Here is an 18,056-nt window from a genome sequence, read left to right as displayed (position 1 = left end):
TACGCCCAAGTTGGTTGTTATTATCACTCTAATAATCAAAAGTAATCACATCAAGATTACATTTGATTAATTGTGACGCACGCCGCAAATAATCATTCAATCTGTCATGGTATTAATTTTTATTTTCTAAAATTAAAAATAGTTCATTTAAATCAATTAAATAAATTCAAACGCATATCATAAAGTATGTATCCACCTCTTTCCCCCCCCACAAACCCTCTCATGAAAGGCAAAATTCAGGATTGAAATCCTGAACAAATGATGACATCATCAATCAAAACAAATCATATGGTGATTCATTTTGATAATACGTGAGAGGAAAATAAATGAGTAAAGTGCAAACCATCACCCGCGAATCATGGATCCTGAACACTTTTCCGGAATGGGGTAGCTGGCTGAACGAAGAAATTGAACAAGAGCAGGTTGCACCGGGCACCTTTGCTATGTGGTGGTTGGGTTGTACGGGCATCTGGCTGAAATCCGAAAGTGGAGCCAACATCTGCGTCGATTTCTGGTGCGGTACCGGCAAGCAAAGCCACGGGAACCTGCTGATGAAAACGGGCCATCAGATGCAGCGCATGGCGGGCGTGAAAAAACTCCAACCCAACCTGCGAACCACCCCGTTTGTTCTCGATCCCTTCGCCATTCGCCAGATCGATACCGTGCTGTCTACCCACGATCATAACGATCACATTGATGTGAACGTGGCCGCCGCGGTTATGCAGAACTGCGCCGATGACGTGCCCTTTATCGGCCCGCAAACCTGCGTCGATCTGTGGATTGGCTGGGGCGTACCGAAAGAGCGCTGCATCGTGATGAAGCCGGGTGATGTGGTCAAAATAAAAGACGTTGAAATCCACGCGCTCGACGCTTTTGACCGTACGGCCCTGATTACCTTACCCGCGGATCAAAAAGCGGCAGGCGTACTACCGGACGGAATGGATCAGCGCGCGGTGAACTACCTGTTCAAAACGCCGGGCGGCAACCTGTACCATAGCGGCGATTCCCACTACTCCAACTACTACGCGAAGCACGGTAACGAACACCAGATTGATGTGGCTCTCGGTTCCTATGGCGAGAACCCGCGCGGTATCACCGACAAAATGACCAGCGCCGATATCCTGCGCATGGCCGAGTCGCTGAATACCAAAGTGGTGATCCCATTCCATCACGATATCTGGTCAAACTTCCAGGCCGATCCGCAGGAAATCCGCGTTCTGTGGGAGATGAAAAAAGACCGCCTGAAGTATGGCTTTAAGCCTTTCATCTGGCAGGTGGGTGGGAAATTCACCTGGCCGTTGGATAAAGACAATTTCGAATATCACTATCCGCGCGGATTCGACGATTGCTTCACCACGGAACCGGACCTGCCCTTCAGGTCGTTCCTGTAAGGTTTCTCCGGCGGGACGCCCGCCGGAAATTATCCCCGTCAGCATTAGTATTTTCACCTGATTTCAAATATCATCTTTGCTTATCACTTTTAATCGGATTTGCTCATGACGGAAGCGCAAAGACATCAAGTTTTACTGGATATGCTGGCACAAACGGGGTTTGTCACCGTGGAGCAGGTGATTTCACGGCTGGGAATTTCTCCGGCGACGGCACGACGCGATATCAACAAACTCGATGAAAGCAGCAAGTTGAAAAAGGTCCGCAACGGTGCGGAAGCCATCAGCGAGCAGCGCCCGCGCTGGTCGCCAATGAATATTCACCAGGCGCAAAACCACGATGAGAAAATGCGGATTGCGCGTGCGGCTTCGCAACTGGTGAACCCAGGCGAAAGCATCGTCATAAACTGCGGCTCTACAGCATTCCTGCTTGGGCAAGAATTGTGCGGTAAACCGGTACAGATCATCACCAACTATTTACCGCTGGCCAACTATCTGATCGAGCAGGAACACGACAGCGTCATCATTATGGGTGGGCAGTATAACCGCAGCCACTCTATCACCCTAAGCCCACAGGGCAGCGAAAACAGCCTTTACGCCGGGCACTGGATGTTCACCAGCGGCAAAGGATTGACCGCCGAAGGTCTGTATAAAACCGATATGCTGACGGCGATGGCGGAGCAAAAAATGCTTAATGTCGTCGGTAAGCTCGCGGTGCTGGTAGATAGCACCAAAGTTGGTGAACGCGCCGGGATGCTGTTCAGCCAGGCAGAGGAAATAGACCTGGTGATTACCGGGAAACAGGCCGATGAAACTATCCTCAAGCAGCTTGAAGAACTGGGTTTGCTGATTATCCGCGTTTAAATAACCCCTCTCGCAGACAAAGAATTATCTTCTTAACGTGGTTTTTTACATCATTGACCGTCAAACCCCAATTAGCATATGGACTTATTCCGACCTAACTTACTAAAAAAGTTCCTTTCTATGGACTCGTCAGGTTTGAGCAAGAGCAGCGGTGAATTAATCAACGGGGAACAGATCAATACAAATGTAAATGGTAATTATTATCATTTAATGCGTGTGCAAAAGTTGACTTTGAGGTCTTTCACTCTCTCCGCGCCAGTCTGAACATTCAGGTGATTCTGTACAGCTCCGCCCCTACGCCCCTTCCCTGTTTCGTCCGGAGAAACTGTTCTGACCTAGGCAAAACGGCATATTCGGAATAGATATCCACTCAATGACTTTCGCTGATCGGAGTTTTTGTGATCGGACAGCGTGACGGATTTCGTCATACTGATATTCGGTTGCGTCCCCGATGATTTTTATCGGGGCTCCTGAGAACATAGCACGCCTTTGGCGTGAGCGGCGCTGCTGCGCAGCTTCGGGGATGTTCATGACCGCTGCCCCGTTTTATACTCTGCACCATGTATATCCCCCGCCCCGCAAAGCTGCTTTTCTCCATTGATGACGGCTGGAACAAGTTCCTCGAAAAATTCGGTGATACCGTCAGCCCGTGGACCCGGCTCTCCGTTGAACGCATGCTCGCCTGCGGCACCACCGCCATGGGCGTCCGCCGTTACTGTTGTTCTTCTCCGGACTGCTCTCACTCCCGTTTCTTCTGCCAGAGCTGTGGCTCAAGAGCCTGCAGCTCCTGCGGATTTAAAGCCACGGAACAGTGGATTGCACAGCAGACCCACATTCTTCCCGACTGCGACTGGCAGCACATCACCTATATGAACGCATCCCGTTTGCAAGGCATTCATGGTTTTGACGTTGACGGTAGGTTGCAGCTCTATATCCGGCCTTATTGCAGCCAGCGCTGCGGGCCACTATGAGATCCGCCAACCCGTACCTAATTCACCTTGCGAGCTTCAGGCTCAAAGTGATGTCCAGGTTTAACGGGTCCCGGTCTTACCTGTCATTGTCATCGCGTCGACTGCCACAGCAACCTTTTAACATTCATCCTTCAACTGCTATTTATTCATCCGAACTGGTAATCAACAGGGCCTAATACTAATGTGAGTTTTATCATATACCTGCCCATGGGCGGCTATAGCCCAAATCGTACGTGCAAGTTTATTTGCCATCGCGACAGTAACAACTGCTGCCGGACGCCGTTTTTTCATTTCTGTTATCCATGACCCGGGATCTTTAGAGCACAGTGCCGCAGCCCTTGCCCCATGAATTAATAATGTCCGTAAATAAGTATCCCCCCGCTTGCTAATTCCGGTGATGCCTCCAATTAGTAGAACATGTATTTCTCGATGAATGAGGGTAGAGTCTTAGGACGTGGTGTAAATTCGGCGGTCATGACTCAAATTTAGTGTTGTAGTATGCTTTGCTTTTTGGATTTCTGATGGCAAAGATTGATGTGGTATGCCCACGTTGGTAATGCCTCCAATCAGTAGAACTGATCTGGTCAAGTTAAACAGGACACTTTTTTCTCAGCCATCTGTTCATATCGCACTGGCGATAAATACCCATTCGAAGCATGGTTTCTGTCAAGATTGTAATAACGCATATAGTCTGCAACATCACGTTTCATACCTGCCCGCGTCTGCTGCGGGATCAACAGCACCCATTCATGTTTCAAACTGCCCCAAAAACGCTCCATTACCGCGTTATCCCAGCAGGCGCCAACATCTCCCATGCTGCTTCTGAGTCCGTAACTGGTTAACTGCGTTTGGAAGCGCTTGCTGGTATACTGCGCTCCACGATCGGTATGGACGACCAGCCCTGTCGGTGGATTGCGCAGGTTGTAAGCCTGCATGAGAGCCCGGCAAACCAGCGACGATGTCATTCTCTTGTCAATGTGCCAACCGACGATCCGGCGGGAATATAAATCCATGATCGCAGCCAGGTACAACCAGCCTTCACCCGTTTTCAGATACGTAATATCACTCACCCATATCTGGTCCGGTCCGGGAGGATTGAAGTTCTGATTCAACAGATTTGGTGCAAAATCAGCCCCTTTCTTCGGTTTCGTTGTGACCTTCCAGGCACGGCGTTGCCGGCAGAGAAGTCCCTCTTCGCTCATGATTTTTCTAACGCGCCAACGACTTATGGTGACGCCTTCTTCACGGAGCTTTTTAACCAGCGTTCGGCTCCCGGCACTTTCCCGACTGGCAGAGAATAACGCCTTGAGCATCACCCTGACTGCGGTATCTTTCGACGGGCAGGCTATCGGCTTTTTTCGCCAGGCATACCATGCGGACGGGCTAATGCGCATCACGCGACAAAGCGTCCGTAGCCTGTAATTACCTGCGTTATCGAGGATAAACTGGTATCTCACGACATGTGCTTCGCAAAGAAGGCGCTCGCCTTTTTTAATATTTCCTTCTCAATGCGTAACTCTTTGTTTTCTAGACGTAGCCTTCGGAGTTCAGCTTGTTCATCTTCACTAAGCGGACTTTCATGGCGCTGGCGCGCGGCGGCGACCCAACTGCGCAATGTTTTGGCGCTGATCCCCAAAGAAGTTGCGGCACGCGCAATGGAGTAATTTTGCGTCAGCACCAGGGCCACCGTTTCCTTCTTAAATTCTGGCGTAAACTTTCGCTTCTGATTCACTAAACACCTCCATTTTGGATGTAAGTTTAGTGTCCTGATTATTCGACCACAGCAGGCAGCCTGATCTCGCTGGCTCCGCAGCAGACCCGGACCTTCAGCGTGACCACCGGCATCGACGGCTGATAAGGATAATAGTGCTCAAGGCTTGAACAGCAGCGCGCTTATCGCTAAGGTAAGCGCGTTTTTTTATCCGCCGGGAAACGCCATGACCTCCATTGCCCTTATTGACGATCATCTCATCGTCCGCTCCGGTTTTGCGCAGCTGCTGGCGCTGGAAGCCGATTTCCAGGTGGTGGCGGAGTTTGGCTCCGGCCGCGAGGCGCTGGCGGGCCTGCCGGGCCGCGGCGTGCAGGTCTGCATTTGCGATATTTCGATGCCGGATATCTCGGGCCTTGAGCTGCTCAGCCAACTGCCCAAAGGTATCGCGACCGTTATGCTTTCGGTCCACGACAGCCCGGCGCTGGTGGAACAGGCGCTGAACGCCGGCGCCCGCGGCTTTCTCTCCAAACGCTGCAGCCCGGACGAGCTGATTGCCGCCGTCCGCACGGTGGCGACCGGCGGCTGCTACCTGACACCGGATATCGCCATGAAGCTGGCGGCCGGTCGCCAGGACCCGCTCACCAGGCGCGAACGGCAGGTGGCGGAAAAGCTGGCCCAGGGCATGGCGGTGAAAGAGATTGCCGCCGAGCTTGGGCTATCGCCAAAAACCGTCCACGTTCATCGCACCAACCTGCTGGAAAAGCTCGGCGTCAGCAACGACGTCGAGCTGGCGCGGCGCATGTTCGATAGCTGGCAGTGAAGGCGCTGTTTTCGCGGCTGTTCTCGGTCGCCGACTGCTTCTTTATCTTCTCCGCCGCGTGGTTCTGCCTGTGGAGCATCAGCCTGCACGTGGTGGACCGCGCGGATCTCGCAGTGCTGCTGTTTCCCTTCGGCCTGCGCCTTGGCCTGATGCTGCAGTGCCCGCGCGGCTACTGGCCGGTGCTGCTGGGGGCGGAATGGCTGCTGATCTTCTGGCTGGCGCAGGAAGTGGCGCTGGCCCATCCGATAATATTGACGATCGGCAGCCTGTTGACCCTGCTGCCGGTGGCGCTGATTTCGCGCTATCGCCAGCAGCGCGACTGGCTGACCCTGCTGCGCCAGGGCGGGGCGCTGATCGCCGCCGCGCTGCTGCAATCGCTGCCGTGGCTGGGCGAAGGAAGCGATGGCCTTAACGCCCTGCTGCTGACCCTCACCGGCGGCCTGACGCTGGCGCCAACCTGCCTGGTCATTTGGCACTACCTCACCAGCACCGTCTGGCGCCCGCTGGGGCCGGCGCTGGTTTCGCAGCCGGTGAACTGGCGCGGGCGGCACCTGATCTGGTATCTGCTGCTGTTTATGGTCAGCCTGTGGCTGCAGCTGGGGCTGCCCGCCGAGCTCTCGCGCTTTACGCCTTTTTGCCTGGCGCTGCCGATTATCGCCCTCGCCTGGCACTACGGCTGGCAGGGGGCGCTGATTGCCGCCCTGATGAACGCGATCGCCCTCATCGCCAGCCAGACCTGGCACGACCATCCGGTGGATTTACTGCTCTCCCTGTTGGCGCAAAGCCTGACCGGCCTGCTGCTGGGGGCCGGCATTCAGCGCCTGCGCGAGCTGAACCAGTCGCTGCAAAGCGAGCTGGCGCGCAACCGGCGGCTGGCGGAGCGGCTGCTGGAAACCGAAGAGAGCGTGCGCCGCGACGTGGCGCGCGAGCTGCATGACGATATCGGCCAGACCATCACCGCCATCCGCACCCAGGCCGGCATTGTGCAGCGGCTGGCGCCGGAGAACGGCGGCGTCAGGCAGAGCAGCCAGCTGATTGAGCAGCTCTCTCTGGGCGTCTATGACTCGGTGCGCCGCCTGTTGGGGCGCCTGCGCCCACGGCAGCTGGACGATCTGACCCTCGAACAGGCGGTACGCTCGCTGATGCGCGAAATGGAGCTTGAAGATCGCGGTATGGTCAGCCACCTCGACTGGCGCATCGATGAATCCACGCTGAGCGAAAGCCAGCGCGTCACCCTGTATCGCGTCTGCCAGGAAGGGCTGAACAATATCGTCAAGCACGCCAGCGCCAGCGCGGTCACGCTGCAGGGCTGGCAGCAGGACGAGCGGCTGATGCTGGTGCTTGAGGATGACGGCAGCGGCCTGCCGCCGGGCACCGCACCGCAGGGCTTTGGCCTGATCGGCATGCGCGAGCGCGTGACGGCGCTGGGCGGAACCCTAACCATTTCCTGCACCCACGGCACGCGGGTTTGCGTCAGCCTGCCGCTGCGCTACGCCTGAGGAGCGATGATGTTTACCTTTATGAAATCCCCGCCCGACGCCGCGCCGATAGCAGATAAGCAGGCCCTGGACGAGCGCTATCGCTACTGGCGGCGCCATATTCTGCTAACCATCTGGCTGGGCTACGCGCTGTTCTACTTCACGCGCAAAAGCTTTAACGCCGCGGTGCCGGAGATTCTCGCCGGCGGCGTGCTGACCCGCAGCGATATCGGCCTGCTGGCGACGCTGTTTTACATCACCTACGGGCTGTCTAAATTTTTATCCGGCATCGTCAGCGACCGCTCCAACGCCCGCTACTTTATGGGTCTCGGCCTGATTGCGACCGGGGTGGTCAATATCCTGTTCGGCTTCTCCACCTCGCTGTGGGCCTTCGCGCTGCTGTGGGCGCTGAACGCCTTCTTCCAGGGCTGGGGCTCGCCGGTGTGCGCCCGGTTGCTGACCGCCTGGTACTCCCGTACCGAGCGCGGCGGCTGGTGGGCGCTGTGGAACACGGCCCATAACGTCGGCGGCGCGCTGATCCCGATAGTTATCGGCGCCGCGGCGCTGCACTACGGCTGGCGCGCCGGGATGATGATTGCCGGCATGCTGGCGATCCTCGCCGGGCTGTTTCTCTGCTGGCGGCTGCGCGACCGGCCGCAGGCGGTGGGGCTGCCCGCGGTAGGCGACTGGCGTCACGACGAGCTGGAGATCGCCCAGCAGCAGGAGGGGCAGGGCCTGACGCGCCGGGAGATCCTCTACAGATACGTATTAACGAACCCCTATATCTGGCTGCTGTCGCTGTGCTACGTGCTGGTTTACGTGGTGCGGGCGGCGATTAACGACTGGGGCAATCTCTACATGTCGGAGACCCTGGGGGTCAATCTGGTGACCGCCAACTCGGCGGTGACCATGTTTGAGCTGGGCGGGTTTATCGGCGCGCTGGTGGCGGGCTGGGGGTCGGACAAGCTGTTCAACGGCAACCGCGGACCGATGAACCTGATTTTTGCCGCCGGAATAATGCTCTCGGTGGGCGGCCTGTGGCTGATGCCGTTTGCCAGCTACGTGATGCAGGCCGCCTGCTTCTTTACCACCGGTTTCTTCGTCTTCGGCCCACAGATGCTGATCGGCATGGCGGCGGCGGAGTGCTCGCACCGGGACGCGGCGGGGGCGGCAACCGGCTTTGTCGGGCTGTTTGCCTATCTGGGCGCCTCGCTCTCCGGCTGGCCGCTGGCCCAGGTGATGGACGTCTGGCACTGGAGCGGCTTTTTTGTGGTGATCACCATCGCCGCCGGTATTTCGGCGCTGCTGCTGCTGCCATTTTTAAATGCCCAGGCGCCGAGAACCGCCAGCGAAGCGTGACCTGGCTCTCCTTTTTACCCCGAGTGCGGCAAAACTAAGAAATTTTCCCGGTTTCACCTGGACGCTGTCTCAGGCCAGCCGCACGGCCAGTTTTTACAATAGCGGTCATTCAAAATCATTTTCCCAAAATAGTTCATGTTGCAGGAAGGCGGCAGGCGAGCATCGCCAACGTACCTGAGGCTTGAGGCATCAAGGGAAAACCGGGAGTGTCCTATGCTGGCCTTTTTAAACCAGGTACGTAAACCGACCCTGGATCTGCCGCTCGACGTGCGGCGCAAGATGTGGTTTAAACCGTTCATGCAGTCCTATCTGGTAGTCTTTATCGGCTACCTGACCATGTATCTGATCCGCAAGAACTTTAACATCGCCCAGAACGACATGATTTCAACCTACGGGTTGAGCATGACCCAGCTGGGGATGATTGGCCTGGGCTTCTCGATCACCTACGGCGTGGGTAAAACGCTGGTCTCCTACTACGCCGACGGCAAAAACACCAAGCAGTTCCTGCCGTTTATGCTGATCCTCTCCGCCATCTGCATGCTCGGCTTCAGCGCCAGCATGGGCGCCGGGTCGACCAGCCTGTTCCTGATGATCGCCTTCTACGCGCTGAGCGGCTTCTTCCAGAGCACCGGCGGCTCGTGCAGCTACTCGACGATTACCAAATGGACGCCGCGACGCAAGCGCGGATCGTACCTCGGGATGTGGAATATCTCCCACAACCTCGGCGGCGCGGGCGCGGCAGGGGTAGCGCTGTTTGGCGCCAACTACCTGTTCGACGGCCACGTTATCGGAATGTTTATCTTCCCGTCGATTATCGCGCTGATCGTCGGCTTTATCGGTCTGCGTTTTGGTAGCGACTCCCCTGAATCCTACGGCCTCGGCAACGCCGAAGAGCTGTTCGGGGAAGAGATCAGCGAAGAAGATAAAGAGACCGAAGATAGCGCGATGACCAAGTGGCAGATCTTCGTTGAGTACGTGCTGAAAAACAAAGTCATCTGGCTGCTGTGCTTCTCCAATATTTTCCTCTACGTGGTGCGCATCGGCATCGACCAGTGGTCAACCGTTTACGCTTTCCAGGAGCTGAAGCTGTCAAAAGAGGTGGCGATTCAGGGCTTTACCCTGTTTGAAGTCGGCGCGCTGGTCGGCACCCTGATGTGGGGCTGGCTGTCGGATCTGGCCAACGGCCGCCGGGCGCTGGTTGCCTGCGTCGCGCTGGCGCTGATCATTGCGACGCTCGGCGTTTACCAGCATGCCAGCAATCAGTATGTCTATCTGGCATCGCTGTTTGCCCTCGGCTTTTTAGTCTTTGGCCCGCAGCTGCTGATTGGCGTCGCGGCCGTCGGCTTTGTGCCGAAAAAAGCCATCGGCGCCGCTGACGGCATTAAAGGCACCTTCGCCTATCTGATCGGCGACAGCTTCGCCAAGCTGGGCCTCGGGATGATTGCCGACGGCACGCCGGTCTTCGGCCTCACCGGCTGGGCGGGCACCTTCGCGGCGCTGGACGCGGCGGCAATCGGCTGTATCTGCCTGATGGCCATCGTGGCGGTATTTGAAGAACGTAAAATTCGCCGCGAGAAGAAGAAACAAAGTTTGCAGACCGCCTGAGGCATCAGGTATTGGTAACCTTGCCCGGCCTTCCCGCCGGGCTTTTTTATGCCTGCTGTGCAAGAGGGGCATTTATACTCACGATACTTCAAGATGCATGTTGTGTTGCCACAGAGTGCCGTTGTTATGACGGACTCACAAGATGACATCATGCATCTTGAAGTTTAATGGGTATAGTTGCATAAACGTTCGTTTGTGCGTGAAGGTGAGGGAAGGAAAGTTGGCAGTTATCGCAGCTACCCGGTCACTACCCCCTCACGGGCCGCTGACGCGGATGAACGGTGAAACCTTTCAGGCCCGTACCGGCTGACGCCGGGCTGTGGCGGCCTCACTTCTGCGCCCTGTTTTCCTTCGTCATGCCGCCTTTTATGCGCTGAAGCGCATGAAAAAAAGGACAGAATTGTGCGTGATATCATCAGGATATGTTAAAATACCGGGAGTGACAGGCCCCTGAACGGAGACACCATGCCTGAGTCAGTCCCCCCTGCGAAACCCGCGCTCAGCAAAAAACAGCGCCGCACTGCCCGCTCATGGGCTACCGTGAATAAGGTGGTGGCGGTCTTTCCGCACCTCTGGCCGGAGGCCGGGGTCGGGCAGTTCCGCCCGGTGAAGGCCGGGATTTCAGCGGACGTCAGGGTGTGGATTGCGCTTCACCCGCAGGGCGGACTCACTGAGGATGAGTGGCTGAAGGCTATCCGCTTTCTGGTCAGCCGCATGGAATACCTGCGCACCGTCATTGCCGGCACTCCGCGTACGGACCTCAGCGGTGAGCCCGCCGGGGTCGTCACCGCGTCCGACGAACATCATGCCCGGCAGAAAATCGCCGCCATCCGCGCCCGATTCGCTTCGAAGAAGCGCGTCCCCCCGCAGGACGCTAAATGACAGGATATCGGGTGCCGTGACACAGACTCAGAAAACCGGACATCTGGCATGGTGCGCCCTCATTGCTCTGGGGATGGCCCGCCGGGAGGGCTCCGTGACCTCTGCGGCACAGGAAAACCTGTTCCTCACCCGCTGGCTGGCCACCGCCCTGAAGCAGCGGCGCTTTCCCCGGGAGGTCACTCCGGACATCGAGTGGCTGCTGAAGCAGGGGCGTCTGTATGGCGTGAGGGCAAATCTTTCCGGAAAGCTGGATTACTTCTGGCGCGCCTGCAGCGGCGACCTGAAGGTGCAGAGTGACCTGTTCCGCCTGACGTATGCAGTGGAAATGTCAAAAGAGGCGGGCTGGCAGTACCGCGTGCTGAGCGACCGGGAGTGGTCGGGGCGCCATGCGGTACCCCTGAGTGATGCGGTGAACGGGGTGTATCTGCTGCACACGAATCTGGATGCGGCGTTTGATGAGAACGGGGGACAGGTAAGTCCCCTGACGGCGCGCATCACCGGGCGTGCTGAAGGCCTGATGACCCTGCTGGCCTCCTGCGGCTGGCAGGCAGATGCGGAAGGTGACGCCCTGCCCCGGCAGTACCGGCTGACCGCCGGGCGGTAAACAGACGACAAACACGTCACTCTGCGTCACGACCTGAGGTAATGACTCTAATTAGTTGAATGATGTATAATGCCCGCTTTTGAGGTTTTCTCATGGCCAGCGTTAACGTTCATTGTCCCCGTTGTCAGTCTGCTCAGGTTTATCGCCATGGTCAGAACCCTAAAGGCCGTGACAGATTTCGCTGTCGTGACTGCCACCGCGTGTTTTTACTCACCTATACCTATGAAGCCCGTAAGCCGGGTGTCAAAGAGAAAATTACCGAAATGGCCTTCAACGGTGCCGGTGTCCGGGATACGGCAAGAACGCTAAAAATCGGCATTAACACCGTCATCCGCACTCGGATATTGAGCGGCTTAAGCAACAGGAAGGTTACACAACGGCAGATGTGATACGTATGAAACCTGATTCCCCTGACAGGCAGTCCCTGCGTGAAAAATTTTTGCAGGAACATACGCACACAGAGGATGAAGTGCGTTTTTTCGTCAGTGGTAGTGGTACATTTTTCGTTCCGCAGGAAGACAAGGTGTACCGGCTGACCTGTGGAGCGGGTGATTTACTGCGGGTCCCGGCCAGTACCAGGCACTGGTTTGACTGTGGTGAATATCCGAATTTCACAGCGATTCGAATTTTTACCAATCCTGCAGGCTGGGTGGGTAATTTCACCGGACGTAAAACCTTTTACTGAATTCATGCATTAAGACGCGGAAGGATACGCCCTGTCCCGGCAGGTACAGGCTAGAAGTCCGTCAAGGTAGGGGGCCGCTTGGAAAACGGAATCTATCCTACGTTAAGCCTGTTTTTTGAGCTGACATGACGGGCAGCTATGAGCGAAAAACGAACATTCCCCGGCATTAAAATAATTTCATTCTGAAATTATAATGTGCGTGGCGTACAGACTATAAACCGCATACCCGGTGACTGGCTGACATCAAGATTCAGATATTCAAATTCGATCAAACCCTCAGAAGGGTGCTGAATGCGCTTTACTGTCGATGGCTGCTGCAAGACATCCTGCAGAGGCCACCACGCAGAAAATTCCTCACTTTCCTTCATCAGTAAGCCGTGCTGTGGTCGTAAGCGTTCAGCGAGTGCCGTATTGACGGCTATTTATTGGTGAGATCCACGTTCCAGGGCAGAAGTTCAGCCACTTTGTTGCTGGGCCACTCCGGCAGAACGCTCAGGATATGGCGTAGGTAAGCCTCCGGGTCGATGCCATTCAGCCTGCACGTACCGATCAGACCGTACAGCAGGGCTCCACGCTCACCACCGTGATCGCTCCCGAAGAAGATATAATTTTTCTTGCCAAGGCAGACAGCTCGCAGCGCGCGTTCTGCCACGTTGTTATCAGGCTCTGCCAGGCCATCATCGCAGTAGTAGCACAGCGCATCCCACTGGTTCAGGGCATATGCGAACGCCTCCCCCAACCGGGATTTTTTCGACAGCGTTGCGCTTTTCTCCTCCAACCACACATGCAGGGATGCCAGCAGCGGCTTACTCCGGGACTGCCTGGCTGCCAGCCGCTCAGTTGCCGGGAGGCCGCGTATTTCCTCTTCTACCGCGTACAGTTCACCGATACGTTTCAGGGCTTCCTCTGCTGTGACCGTCTGAGTACTTATATAGACGTCGTGGATTTTTCGGCGCGCGTGGGCCCAGCAGGCTGCTTCTGTTAGCGGGCCGCCGTCACGCTCTGCACTGAACAACCTGTCGTAACCAGCGAAGGCATCGGCCTGCAGAACGCCATGGTAATGGCGAAGATGTTGTTGAGGATGTTTCCCCTGCCGATCCGGCGAGAAGGCGAACCACGCTGCGGGCGGGTCTGACGACCCCGCGTTCCGGTCATTGCGAACGTACGTCCAGATGCGCCCGGTTTTCGTCTTCTTTCTGCCCGGTGCCAGTACCGGCACCGGAGTGTCATCCGTATGCAGTTTGCGGCAGTCCATCACGTAGCGGTAAAGAGCCTCATCCAGCGGGATCATCAACCGGCAACAGGCATCCACCCAGTTGGAGAGCAGAGCCCGGCTCAGATCCACGCCCTGACGGGCAAAGATTTCGCACTGGCGATATAGCGGCAGGTGTTCACAGTATTTGGCCGTTAACACCCGGGCCAGCAGACCCGGACCGGCGATACCCCGATCGATAGGGCGTGATGGCGCAGGCGCTTCAACGATGCAGTCGCATCGGGTGCAGGCCTTTTTCACCCTGACCGTGCGGATCACTTTCAGAGCGCTGGAGACCAGCTCCAGTTGCTCTGCGCTGACTTCTCTGAGGTATGCCATATCGCTGCCGCAGTCCGGACAGCAGGTTTCGGCGGGCTCCAGCCTGTTTATTTCGCGTGGAAGATGGTCAGGCAGAGGACGGCGATGGCGCGACTGTCGAAGCTGACGCGGAACCTGCTGATCGTTATCCCGGCCGTTGTAACGATCGCTTTGCTGCTCCTGCTGTTTCAGCAGGGCTTCGGCGTCTTCAACCTGTCGGCGAAGTTTTTCGGAGCGGGTACCGAACAGCATCCGCCGTAGTTTTTCTATCTGTGCCCGCAGATGCTCTATTTCGCGCTCTTCGTTCTCTATTTTCTCTTCTGCGCGGGCCAGCGCAGAACGCAGGAACGACTCAGTCTCTGCAACGAGGCTGAGCCGACTGTCTTTCTGGCGAAGCGCGTCTTCCAGCGCGGCGATACGGGCGATATAGTCCTGACTCATGACCTCATTTATAATGCGGTCATGCTCTTTTTACAACATTGTCAGTGAGTTAAGTCGGGCTGTTTTTGGCTGACGCCAGTCCAGCTTATCGAGGAGCATGGCGAGTTGTGAGCGGGTGATGGCGATTTTACCCTCGCGTACAGCAGGCCAGATGAACTGGCCTTCCTCCAGCCGTTTGGTAAACAGGCACAGACCGTCAGCATCAGCCCAGAGGATCTTCACGGTGTCACCTTTGCGGCCACGGAAGATAAACAGGTGCCCGGAGAACGGATTTTCATCAAGTGCATGCTGTACCAGCTCGCCCAGTCCATTGAACGATTTACGCATATCCGTGACGCCAGCAACCAGCCAGATACGGGTGCCTGACGGGAGGGATATCATTGGCTTCTCCCGGTCAGCTCGCGGAGCAGCACGGCCAGCAACTCCGGTGACGGGTTCTCAAGCGTCATTTTGCCGTGGCGGAACTCGACGCAACAGGAGGAGGCGTTCAGCGCTGAGAACTGAGCTGGCTCAGTGTTCATCCTGCCAGATGGAGTCGGATCAGGTACAACCTCAACAGGTAGTATCGTTGGTAGTGATGAAGTCACTACGGTAGCCGGAAGGCGGCGCGATATGCGGCCTTCATTCTGCCAGAGCCGCAGCCATTTGAAGATGACGTTATCATTAACGCCGTTTTCACGGGCAATCTGAGCAACGCAGGCGCCGGGACGGGAAGCCAGTTCAACCATACGGAGCTTGAAGTCATTCGAATAATTCTTGCGGGGTTCTTTTCGCCAGTATTGGGATTCCATACTTAGATGTCCGTCTGTAACAAGTGGGCGTCTAAGTTACCAGTACTGGTTTAATGGCTACATACGGCACTGGGTTTACGCTTACTAGGGTTTGGTATTACCGCTGTGCTCATATCGTCTCCAGCAACTTTTGCTGTGTTGAAATTTTTCGGAACCGCCTATCTGCTTTGGTTAGGAGCGATGCTCATACGTAACGGCATAAGGGCAAACCCAGAAGGGTTTGCTGATACGAAGCATTCGGTGACTTTAAGAGAGGCCTGGATAGCGAATGTTTTGAATCCTAAAGCCATCATTTTCTATCTGACAGTCGTTTCGCAGTTCGCAGGGATACAGGGAGGTGTTTGCAACTATCTGACACTGGCATCAGTACATGTAGTCGTCATGAGCGTTTGGCTTTACGCTGTAAGCCAAATACTGATCTTTTCAGTAAAAAAAGCCAACCCATTAATGCTCAAAAGATACGTCAACATTGCGGGCGGGATGTTGCTAATTGCTTTTTCTCTGCACAGCCTGATCCCGTAATACATCACCTATATCGACAACGCCCGCTCTTGGCACATAGCAGACCGTACAGCTGAGAACTCAGGGTCATGACTGCCCAGTCTTTACTCTGAGTATGGTTTGCCGGGTAGTATTAAATTCCCGGGCAATGGCGCTGATACTGATCCCGGCGTTAATCCGTGCAATCACCGTGGTTTTCTGCTCTTCATTCAGCACTGAAGGACGTCCAAACCGCTTTCCGGATGCTTTTGCCCGCGCAATACCAGAGTGCGTACGCTCTAGCAGCAAATCCCGCTCAAACTCAGCCACGGCTGAAATCACCTGCATTGTCATTTTCCCTGCCGGACTGGTCAGGTCCACGCCACCCAGCGTCAGGCAATGTACCCGAATGTCAGACACTGCAAGTTGTTCGACGGTTTTTCTTATATCCATCGCATTGCGGCCAAGGCGGTCAAGTTTGGTGACAATCAGTACATCACCATTTTCCATGCGGTCAAGAAGCCTGATAAATCCCGGTCTTTCGCTGGCCGCGACTGACCCACTGATGTGTTCCTCATGATCTGGTCAAGTTAAACAGGACACTTTTTTCTCAGCCATCTGTTCATATCGCACTGGCGATAAATACCCATTCGAAGCATGGTTTCTGTCAAGATTGTAATAACGCATATAGTCTGCAACATCACGTTTCATACCTGCCCGCGTCTGCTGCGGGATCAACAGCACCCATTCATGTTTCAAACTGCCCCAAAAACGCTCCATTACCGCGTTATCCCAGCAGGCGCCAACATCTCCCATGCTGCTTCTGAGTCCGTAACTGGTTAACTGCGTTTGGAAGCGCTTGCTGGTATACTGCGCTCCACGATCGGTATGGACGACCAGCCCTGTCGGTGGATTGCGCAGGTTGTAAGCCTGCATGAGAGCCCGGCAAACCAGCGACGATGTCATTCTCTTGTCAATGTGCCAACCGACGATCCGGCGGGAATATAAATCCATGATCGCAGCCAGGTACAACCAGCCTTCACCCGTTTTCAGATACGTAATATCACTCACCCATATCTGGTCCGGTCCGGGAGGATTGAAGTTCTGATTCAACAGATTTGGTGCAAAATCAGCCCCTTTCTTCGGTTTCGTTGTGACCTTCCAGGCGCGGCGTTGCCGGCAGAGAAGTCCCTCTTCGCTCATGATTTTTCTAACGCGCCAACGACTTATGGTGACGCCTTCTTCACGGAGCTTTTTAACCAGCGTTCGGCTCCCGGCACTTTCCCGACTGGCAGAGAATAACGCCTTGAGCATCACCCTGACTGCGGTATCTTTCGACGGGCAGGCTATCGGCTTTTTTCGCCAGGCATACCATGCGGACGGGCTAATGCGCATCACGCGACAAAGCGTCCGTAGCCTGTAATTACCTGCGTTATCGAGGATAAACTGGTATCTCACGACATGTGCTTCGCAAAGAAGGCGCTCGCCTTTTTTAATATTTCCTTCTCAATGCGTAACTCTTTGTTTTCTAGACGTAGCCTTCGGAGTTCAGCTTGTTCATCTTCACTAAGCGGACTTTCATGGCGCTGGCGCGCGGCGGCGACCCAACTGCGCAATGTTTTGGCGCTGATCCCCAAAGAAGTTGCGGCACGCGCAATGGAGTAATTTTGCGTCAGCACCAGGGCCACCGTTTCCTTCTTAAATTCTGGCGTAAACTTTCGCTTCTGATTCACTAAACACCTCCATTTTGGATGTAAGTTTAGTGTCCTGATTATTCGACCACAGCACAACAGGTTGGGCGCAACTTCTGCTCCTGCACGAGGCTTTGTCGTGACTTTATAAGCCCGGTGCTGACGGCATTCCAGTCCCTCTTCCTGCATGAGTTTCATCACCCGCCAGCGGCTGACTGTGACACCTTCTTCACGAAGCTTTTTAACCAGAGTCCGGCTGCCGGCACTTTCTCTGCTGGCGGCAAACAGGGCTTTCAGTCTGACCCGGATACCGACATCGTCTGGGGAGGTGACAACAGGTCTTTTTTGCCACGCATACCAGGGACCCGCATCACCCGGAAAAGCCGCCTGACACCGAACTCACCGGCAAGATCGCGGATAAACAGGTATCTCACGACATGTGCTTCGCAAAGAAGGCACTCGCCTTCTTTAAAATGTCCTTCTCAAGGCGTAACTCTTTGTTTTCTTTGCGCAGGCGTTTAAGTTCTGCCCGCTCATTCTCATTGAGTTCGCTTTCACTCTGCTGACGGGTGCCAACAACCCATCCCCTCAGAGTTCTGTCGCTGCTCCCCAGCGACGCTGCGGCTTTGGCGATGGTATAACCCTGTTCACTGACCAGGGCCACGGCTTCCTTTTTAAACTCTGGGGTAAATGTTCTCTTTTTCATCACTAAACAT

Annotated in this window: 16 protein-coding genes and 5 pseudogenes; 12 read left to right on the top strand and 9 right to left on the bottom strand. The window is 55.5% G+C overall.

From position 1 onward, the window contains the following. Positions 1–326 precede the first annotated feature (326 nt). The 3 genes and pseudogenes from ulaG to AC1M2H_RS00400 form a co-directional block, all read left to right on the top strand. Entirely contained in the window at positions 327–1,391 is a 1,065-nt protein-coding gene (gene ulaG / locus AC1M2H_RS00410; RefSeq protein ID WP_480149891.1) for an L-ascorbate 6-phosphate lactonase, read from the top strand. Between the two features lie 105 nt (positions 1,392–1,496). Then, the gene (ulaR, locus tag AC1M2H_RS00405; protein WP_480149890.1) at positions 1,497–2,252 is read left to right on the top strand and encodes an HTH-type transcriptional regulator UlaR; all 756 of its coding nucleotides are present in this window, start codon (positions 1,497–1,499) and stop codon (positions 2,250–2,252) included. Positions 2,253–2,812: 560 nt separating this feature from the next. Next, a pseudogene (locus AC1M2H_RS00400) lies at positions 2,813–3,121 on the top strand (transposase zinc-binding domain-containing protein); the annotation flags it as partial. Between the two features lie 264 nt (positions 3,122–3,385). On the opposite strand, the pseudogene AC1M2H_RS00395 reads toward AC1M2H_RS00400, so the two are convergent. Together AC1M2H_RS00395 and AC1M2H_RS00390 are read right to left on the bottom strand one after the other, a co-directional pair. Next, positions 3,386–3,622, bottom strand: a pseudogene (locus AC1M2H_RS00395) (IS110 family transposase); the annotation flags it as partial. Positions 3,623–3,807: 185 nt separating this feature from the next. Next, a protein-coding gene (locus tag AC1M2H_RS00390; protein ID WP_480151852.1) for an IS3 family transposase occupies positions 3,808–4,994 on the bottom strand; the annotation gives its coding sequence in 2 pieces (ribosomal slippage) (positions 3,808–4,718 and positions 4,718–4,994; 1,188 coding nt in all). Between the two features lie 166 nt (positions 4,995–5,160). Here AC1M2H_RS00390 and uhpA point away from each other — a divergent pair. The 8 genes and pseudogenes from uhpA (at position 5,161) to AC1M2H_RS00350 (ending at position 12,367) form a co-directional block, all read left to right on the top strand. After that, a complete protein-coding gene (uhpA, locus tag AC1M2H_RS00385) occupies positions 5,161–5,754 on the top strand; it encodes a response regulator transcription factor UhpA (RefSeq protein ID WP_480149889.1) in 594 nt (197 codons plus the stop codon). A 17-nt stretch (positions 5,755–5,771) separates the two neighbouring features. Beyond that, on the top strand, positions 5,772–7,253 hold the full coding sequence (gene uhpB / locus AC1M2H_RS00380; RefSeq protein ID WP_480152058.1) for a signal transduction histidine-protein kinase/phosphatase UhpB: 1,482 nt from the start codon (positions 5,772–5,774) through the stop codon (positions 7,251–7,253). 9 nt (positions 7,254–7,262) lie between these two features. Beyond that, positions 7,263–8,591 carry an MFS transporter family glucose-6-phosphate receptor UhpC gene (gene uhpC, locus AC1M2H_RS00375; protein ID WP_480152057.1) on the top strand — a complete coding sequence of 443 codons (1,329 nt, stop codon included), beginning with the start codon at positions 7,263–7,265 and terminating at the stop codon, positions 8,589–8,591. A gap of 213 nt (positions 8,592–8,804) precedes the next feature. Then, the gene (gene uhpT, locus AC1M2H_RS00370) at positions 8,805–10,196 is read left to right on the top strand and encodes a hexose-6-phosphate:phosphate antiporter (RefSeq protein ID WP_480149888.1); all 1,392 of its coding nucleotides are present in this window, start codon (positions 8,805–8,807) and stop codon (positions 10,194–10,196) included. Between the two features lie 465 nt (positions 10,197–10,661). Further along, entirely contained in the window at positions 10,662–11,078 is a 417-nt protein-coding gene (locus tag AC1M2H_RS00365; protein ID WP_480149887.1) for a ProQ/FINO family protein, read from the top strand. A 16-nt stretch (positions 11,079–11,094) separates the two neighbouring features. Then, a complete protein-coding gene (locus AC1M2H_RS00360) occupies positions 11,095–11,682 on the top strand; it encodes a DUF2913 family protein (protein ID WP_480149886.1) in 588 nt (195 codons plus the stop codon). A gap of 92 nt (positions 11,683–11,774) precedes the next feature. Beyond that, positions 11,775–12,056 (top strand): annotated as a pseudogene (locus AC1M2H_RS00355) (IS1-like element transposase); the annotation flags it as partial. A gap of 20 nt (positions 12,057–12,076) precedes the next feature. Then, positions 12,077–12,367, top strand: coding sequence for a hypothetical protein (locus AC1M2H_RS00350; RefSeq protein ID WP_480149885.1), 291 nt, complete (start codon positions 12,077–12,079; stop codon positions 12,365–12,367). Between the two features lie 188 nt (positions 12,368–12,555). On the opposite strand, the gene AC1M2H_RS00345 is transcribed toward AC1M2H_RS00350, so the two are convergent. Genes AC1M2H_RS00345 through tnpA form a run of 4 tightly spaced genes read right to left on the bottom strand, consistent with a single transcriptional unit; the run spans position 12,556 to position 15,169 of the window. Then, entirely contained in the window at positions 12,556–12,735 is a 180-nt protein-coding gene (locus AC1M2H_RS00345) for an MmyB family transcriptional regulator (protein WP_480149884.1), read from the bottom strand. 50 nt (positions 12,736–12,785) lie between these two features. Next, positions 12,786–14,378 (bottom strand): IS66 family transposase, encoded by a 1,593-nt coding sequence (gene tnpC / locus AC1M2H_RS00340; protein WP_480148900.1) that lies wholly within the window; start codon positions 14,376–14,378, stop codon positions 12,786–12,788. 30 nt (positions 14,379–14,408) lie between these two features. Beyond that, positions 14,409–14,759: an IS66 family insertion sequence element accessory protein TnpB gene (gene tnpB, locus AC1M2H_RS00335; RefSeq protein WP_191939720.1), complete on the bottom strand. Its 351-nt coding sequence runs from the start codon at positions 14,757–14,759 to the stop codon at positions 14,409–14,411. Then, positions 14,756–15,169 carry an IS66-like element accessory protein TnpA gene (gene tnpA, locus AC1M2H_RS00330; protein ID WP_480148419.1) on the bottom strand — a complete coding sequence of 138 codons (414 nt, stop codon included), beginning with the start codon at positions 15,167–15,169 and terminating at the stop codon, positions 14,756–14,758. The genes tnpB and tnpA overlap by 4 nt, the downstream gene beginning before the upstream one ends. Before the next feature lie 63 nt (positions 15,170–15,232). Here tnpA and AC1M2H_RS00325 point away from each other — a divergent pair. Continuing rightward, positions 15,233–15,691 (top strand): annotated as a pseudogene (locus AC1M2H_RS00325) (LysE family translocator); the annotation flags it as partial. Positions 15,692–15,757: 66 nt separating this feature from the next. Here the strand turns inward: AC1M2H_RS00325 and AC1M2H_RS00320 are convergent. The 3 genes and pseudogenes from AC1M2H_RS00320 to AC1M2H_RS00310 form a co-directional block, all read right to left on the bottom strand. Next, positions 15,758–16,225: pseudogene (locus AC1M2H_RS00320) on the bottom strand (recombinase family protein); the annotation flags it as partial. 9 nt (positions 16,226–16,234) lie between these two features. Next, positions 16,235–17,421 (bottom strand): IS3 family transposase gene (locus tag AC1M2H_RS00315; RefSeq protein ID WP_480151852.1). Its coding sequence is split into 2 segments (ribosomal slippage): positions 16,235–17,145 and positions 17,145–17,421, totalling 1,188 coding nucleotides; the frame shifts between segments, so codons are not numbered across the junction. A 349-nt stretch (positions 17,422–17,770) separates the two neighbouring features. Then, entirely contained in the window at positions 17,771–18,046 is a 276-nt protein-coding gene (locus AC1M2H_RS00310) for a transposase (RefSeq protein ID WP_480149883.1), read from the bottom strand. Positions 18,047–18,056: the final 10 nt, after the last annotated feature.

This window comes from Klebsiella sp. F11, from assembly GCF_056712265.1.
Note: the sequence above shows the minus strand (reverse complement) of the source record. Positions and strands in the feature narration are given on the sequence as shown.

Coding starts and splice junctions, on each gene's coding strand:
- AC1M2H_RS00365 (WP_480149887.1), top strand. CDS start 10,662: ATGCCTGAGTCAGTCCCCCCTGCGAAACCCGCGCTCAGCAAAAAACAG.
- AC1M2H_RS00350 (WP_480149885.1), top strand. CDS start 12,077: ATGAAACCTGATTCCCCTGACAGGCAGTCCCTGCGTGAAAAATTTTTG.
- uhpT (WP_480149888.1), top strand. CDS start 8,805: ATGCTGGCCTTTTTAAACCAGGTACGTAAACCGACCCTGGATCTGCCG.
- uhpC (WP_480152057.1), top strand. CDS start 7,263: ATGTTTACCTTTATGAAATCCCCGCCCGACGCCGCGCCGATAGCAGAT.
- ulaG (WP_480149891.1), top strand. CDS start 327: ATGAGTAAAGTGCAAACCATCACCCGCGAATCATGGATCCTGAACACT.
- tnpC (WP_480148900.1), bottom strand. CDS start 14,378: ATGAGTCAGGACTATATCGCCCGTATCGCCGCGCTGGAAGACGCGCTT.
- AC1M2H_RS00345 (WP_480149884.1), bottom strand. CDS start 12,735: ATGAAGGAAAGTGAGGAATTTTCTGCGTGGTGGCCTCTGCAGGATGTC.
- tnpA (WP_480148419.1), bottom strand. CDS start 15,169: ATGGAATCCCAATACTGGCGAAAAGAACCCCGCAAGAATTATTCGAAT.
- tnpB (WP_191939720.1), bottom strand. CDS start 14,759: ATGATATCCCTCCCGTCAGGCACCCGTATCTGGCTGGTTGCTGGCGTC.
- uhpA (WP_480149889.1), top strand. CDS start 5,161: ATGACCTCCATTGCCCTTATTGACGATCATCTCATCGTCCGCTCCGGT.
- ulaR (WP_480149890.1), top strand. CDS start 1,497: ATGACGGAAGCGCAAAGACATCAAGTTTTACTGGATATGCTGGCACAA.
- AC1M2H_RS00310 (WP_480149883.1), bottom strand. CDS start 18,046: ATGAAAAAGAGAACATTTACCCCAGAGTTTAAAAAGGAAGCCGTGGCC.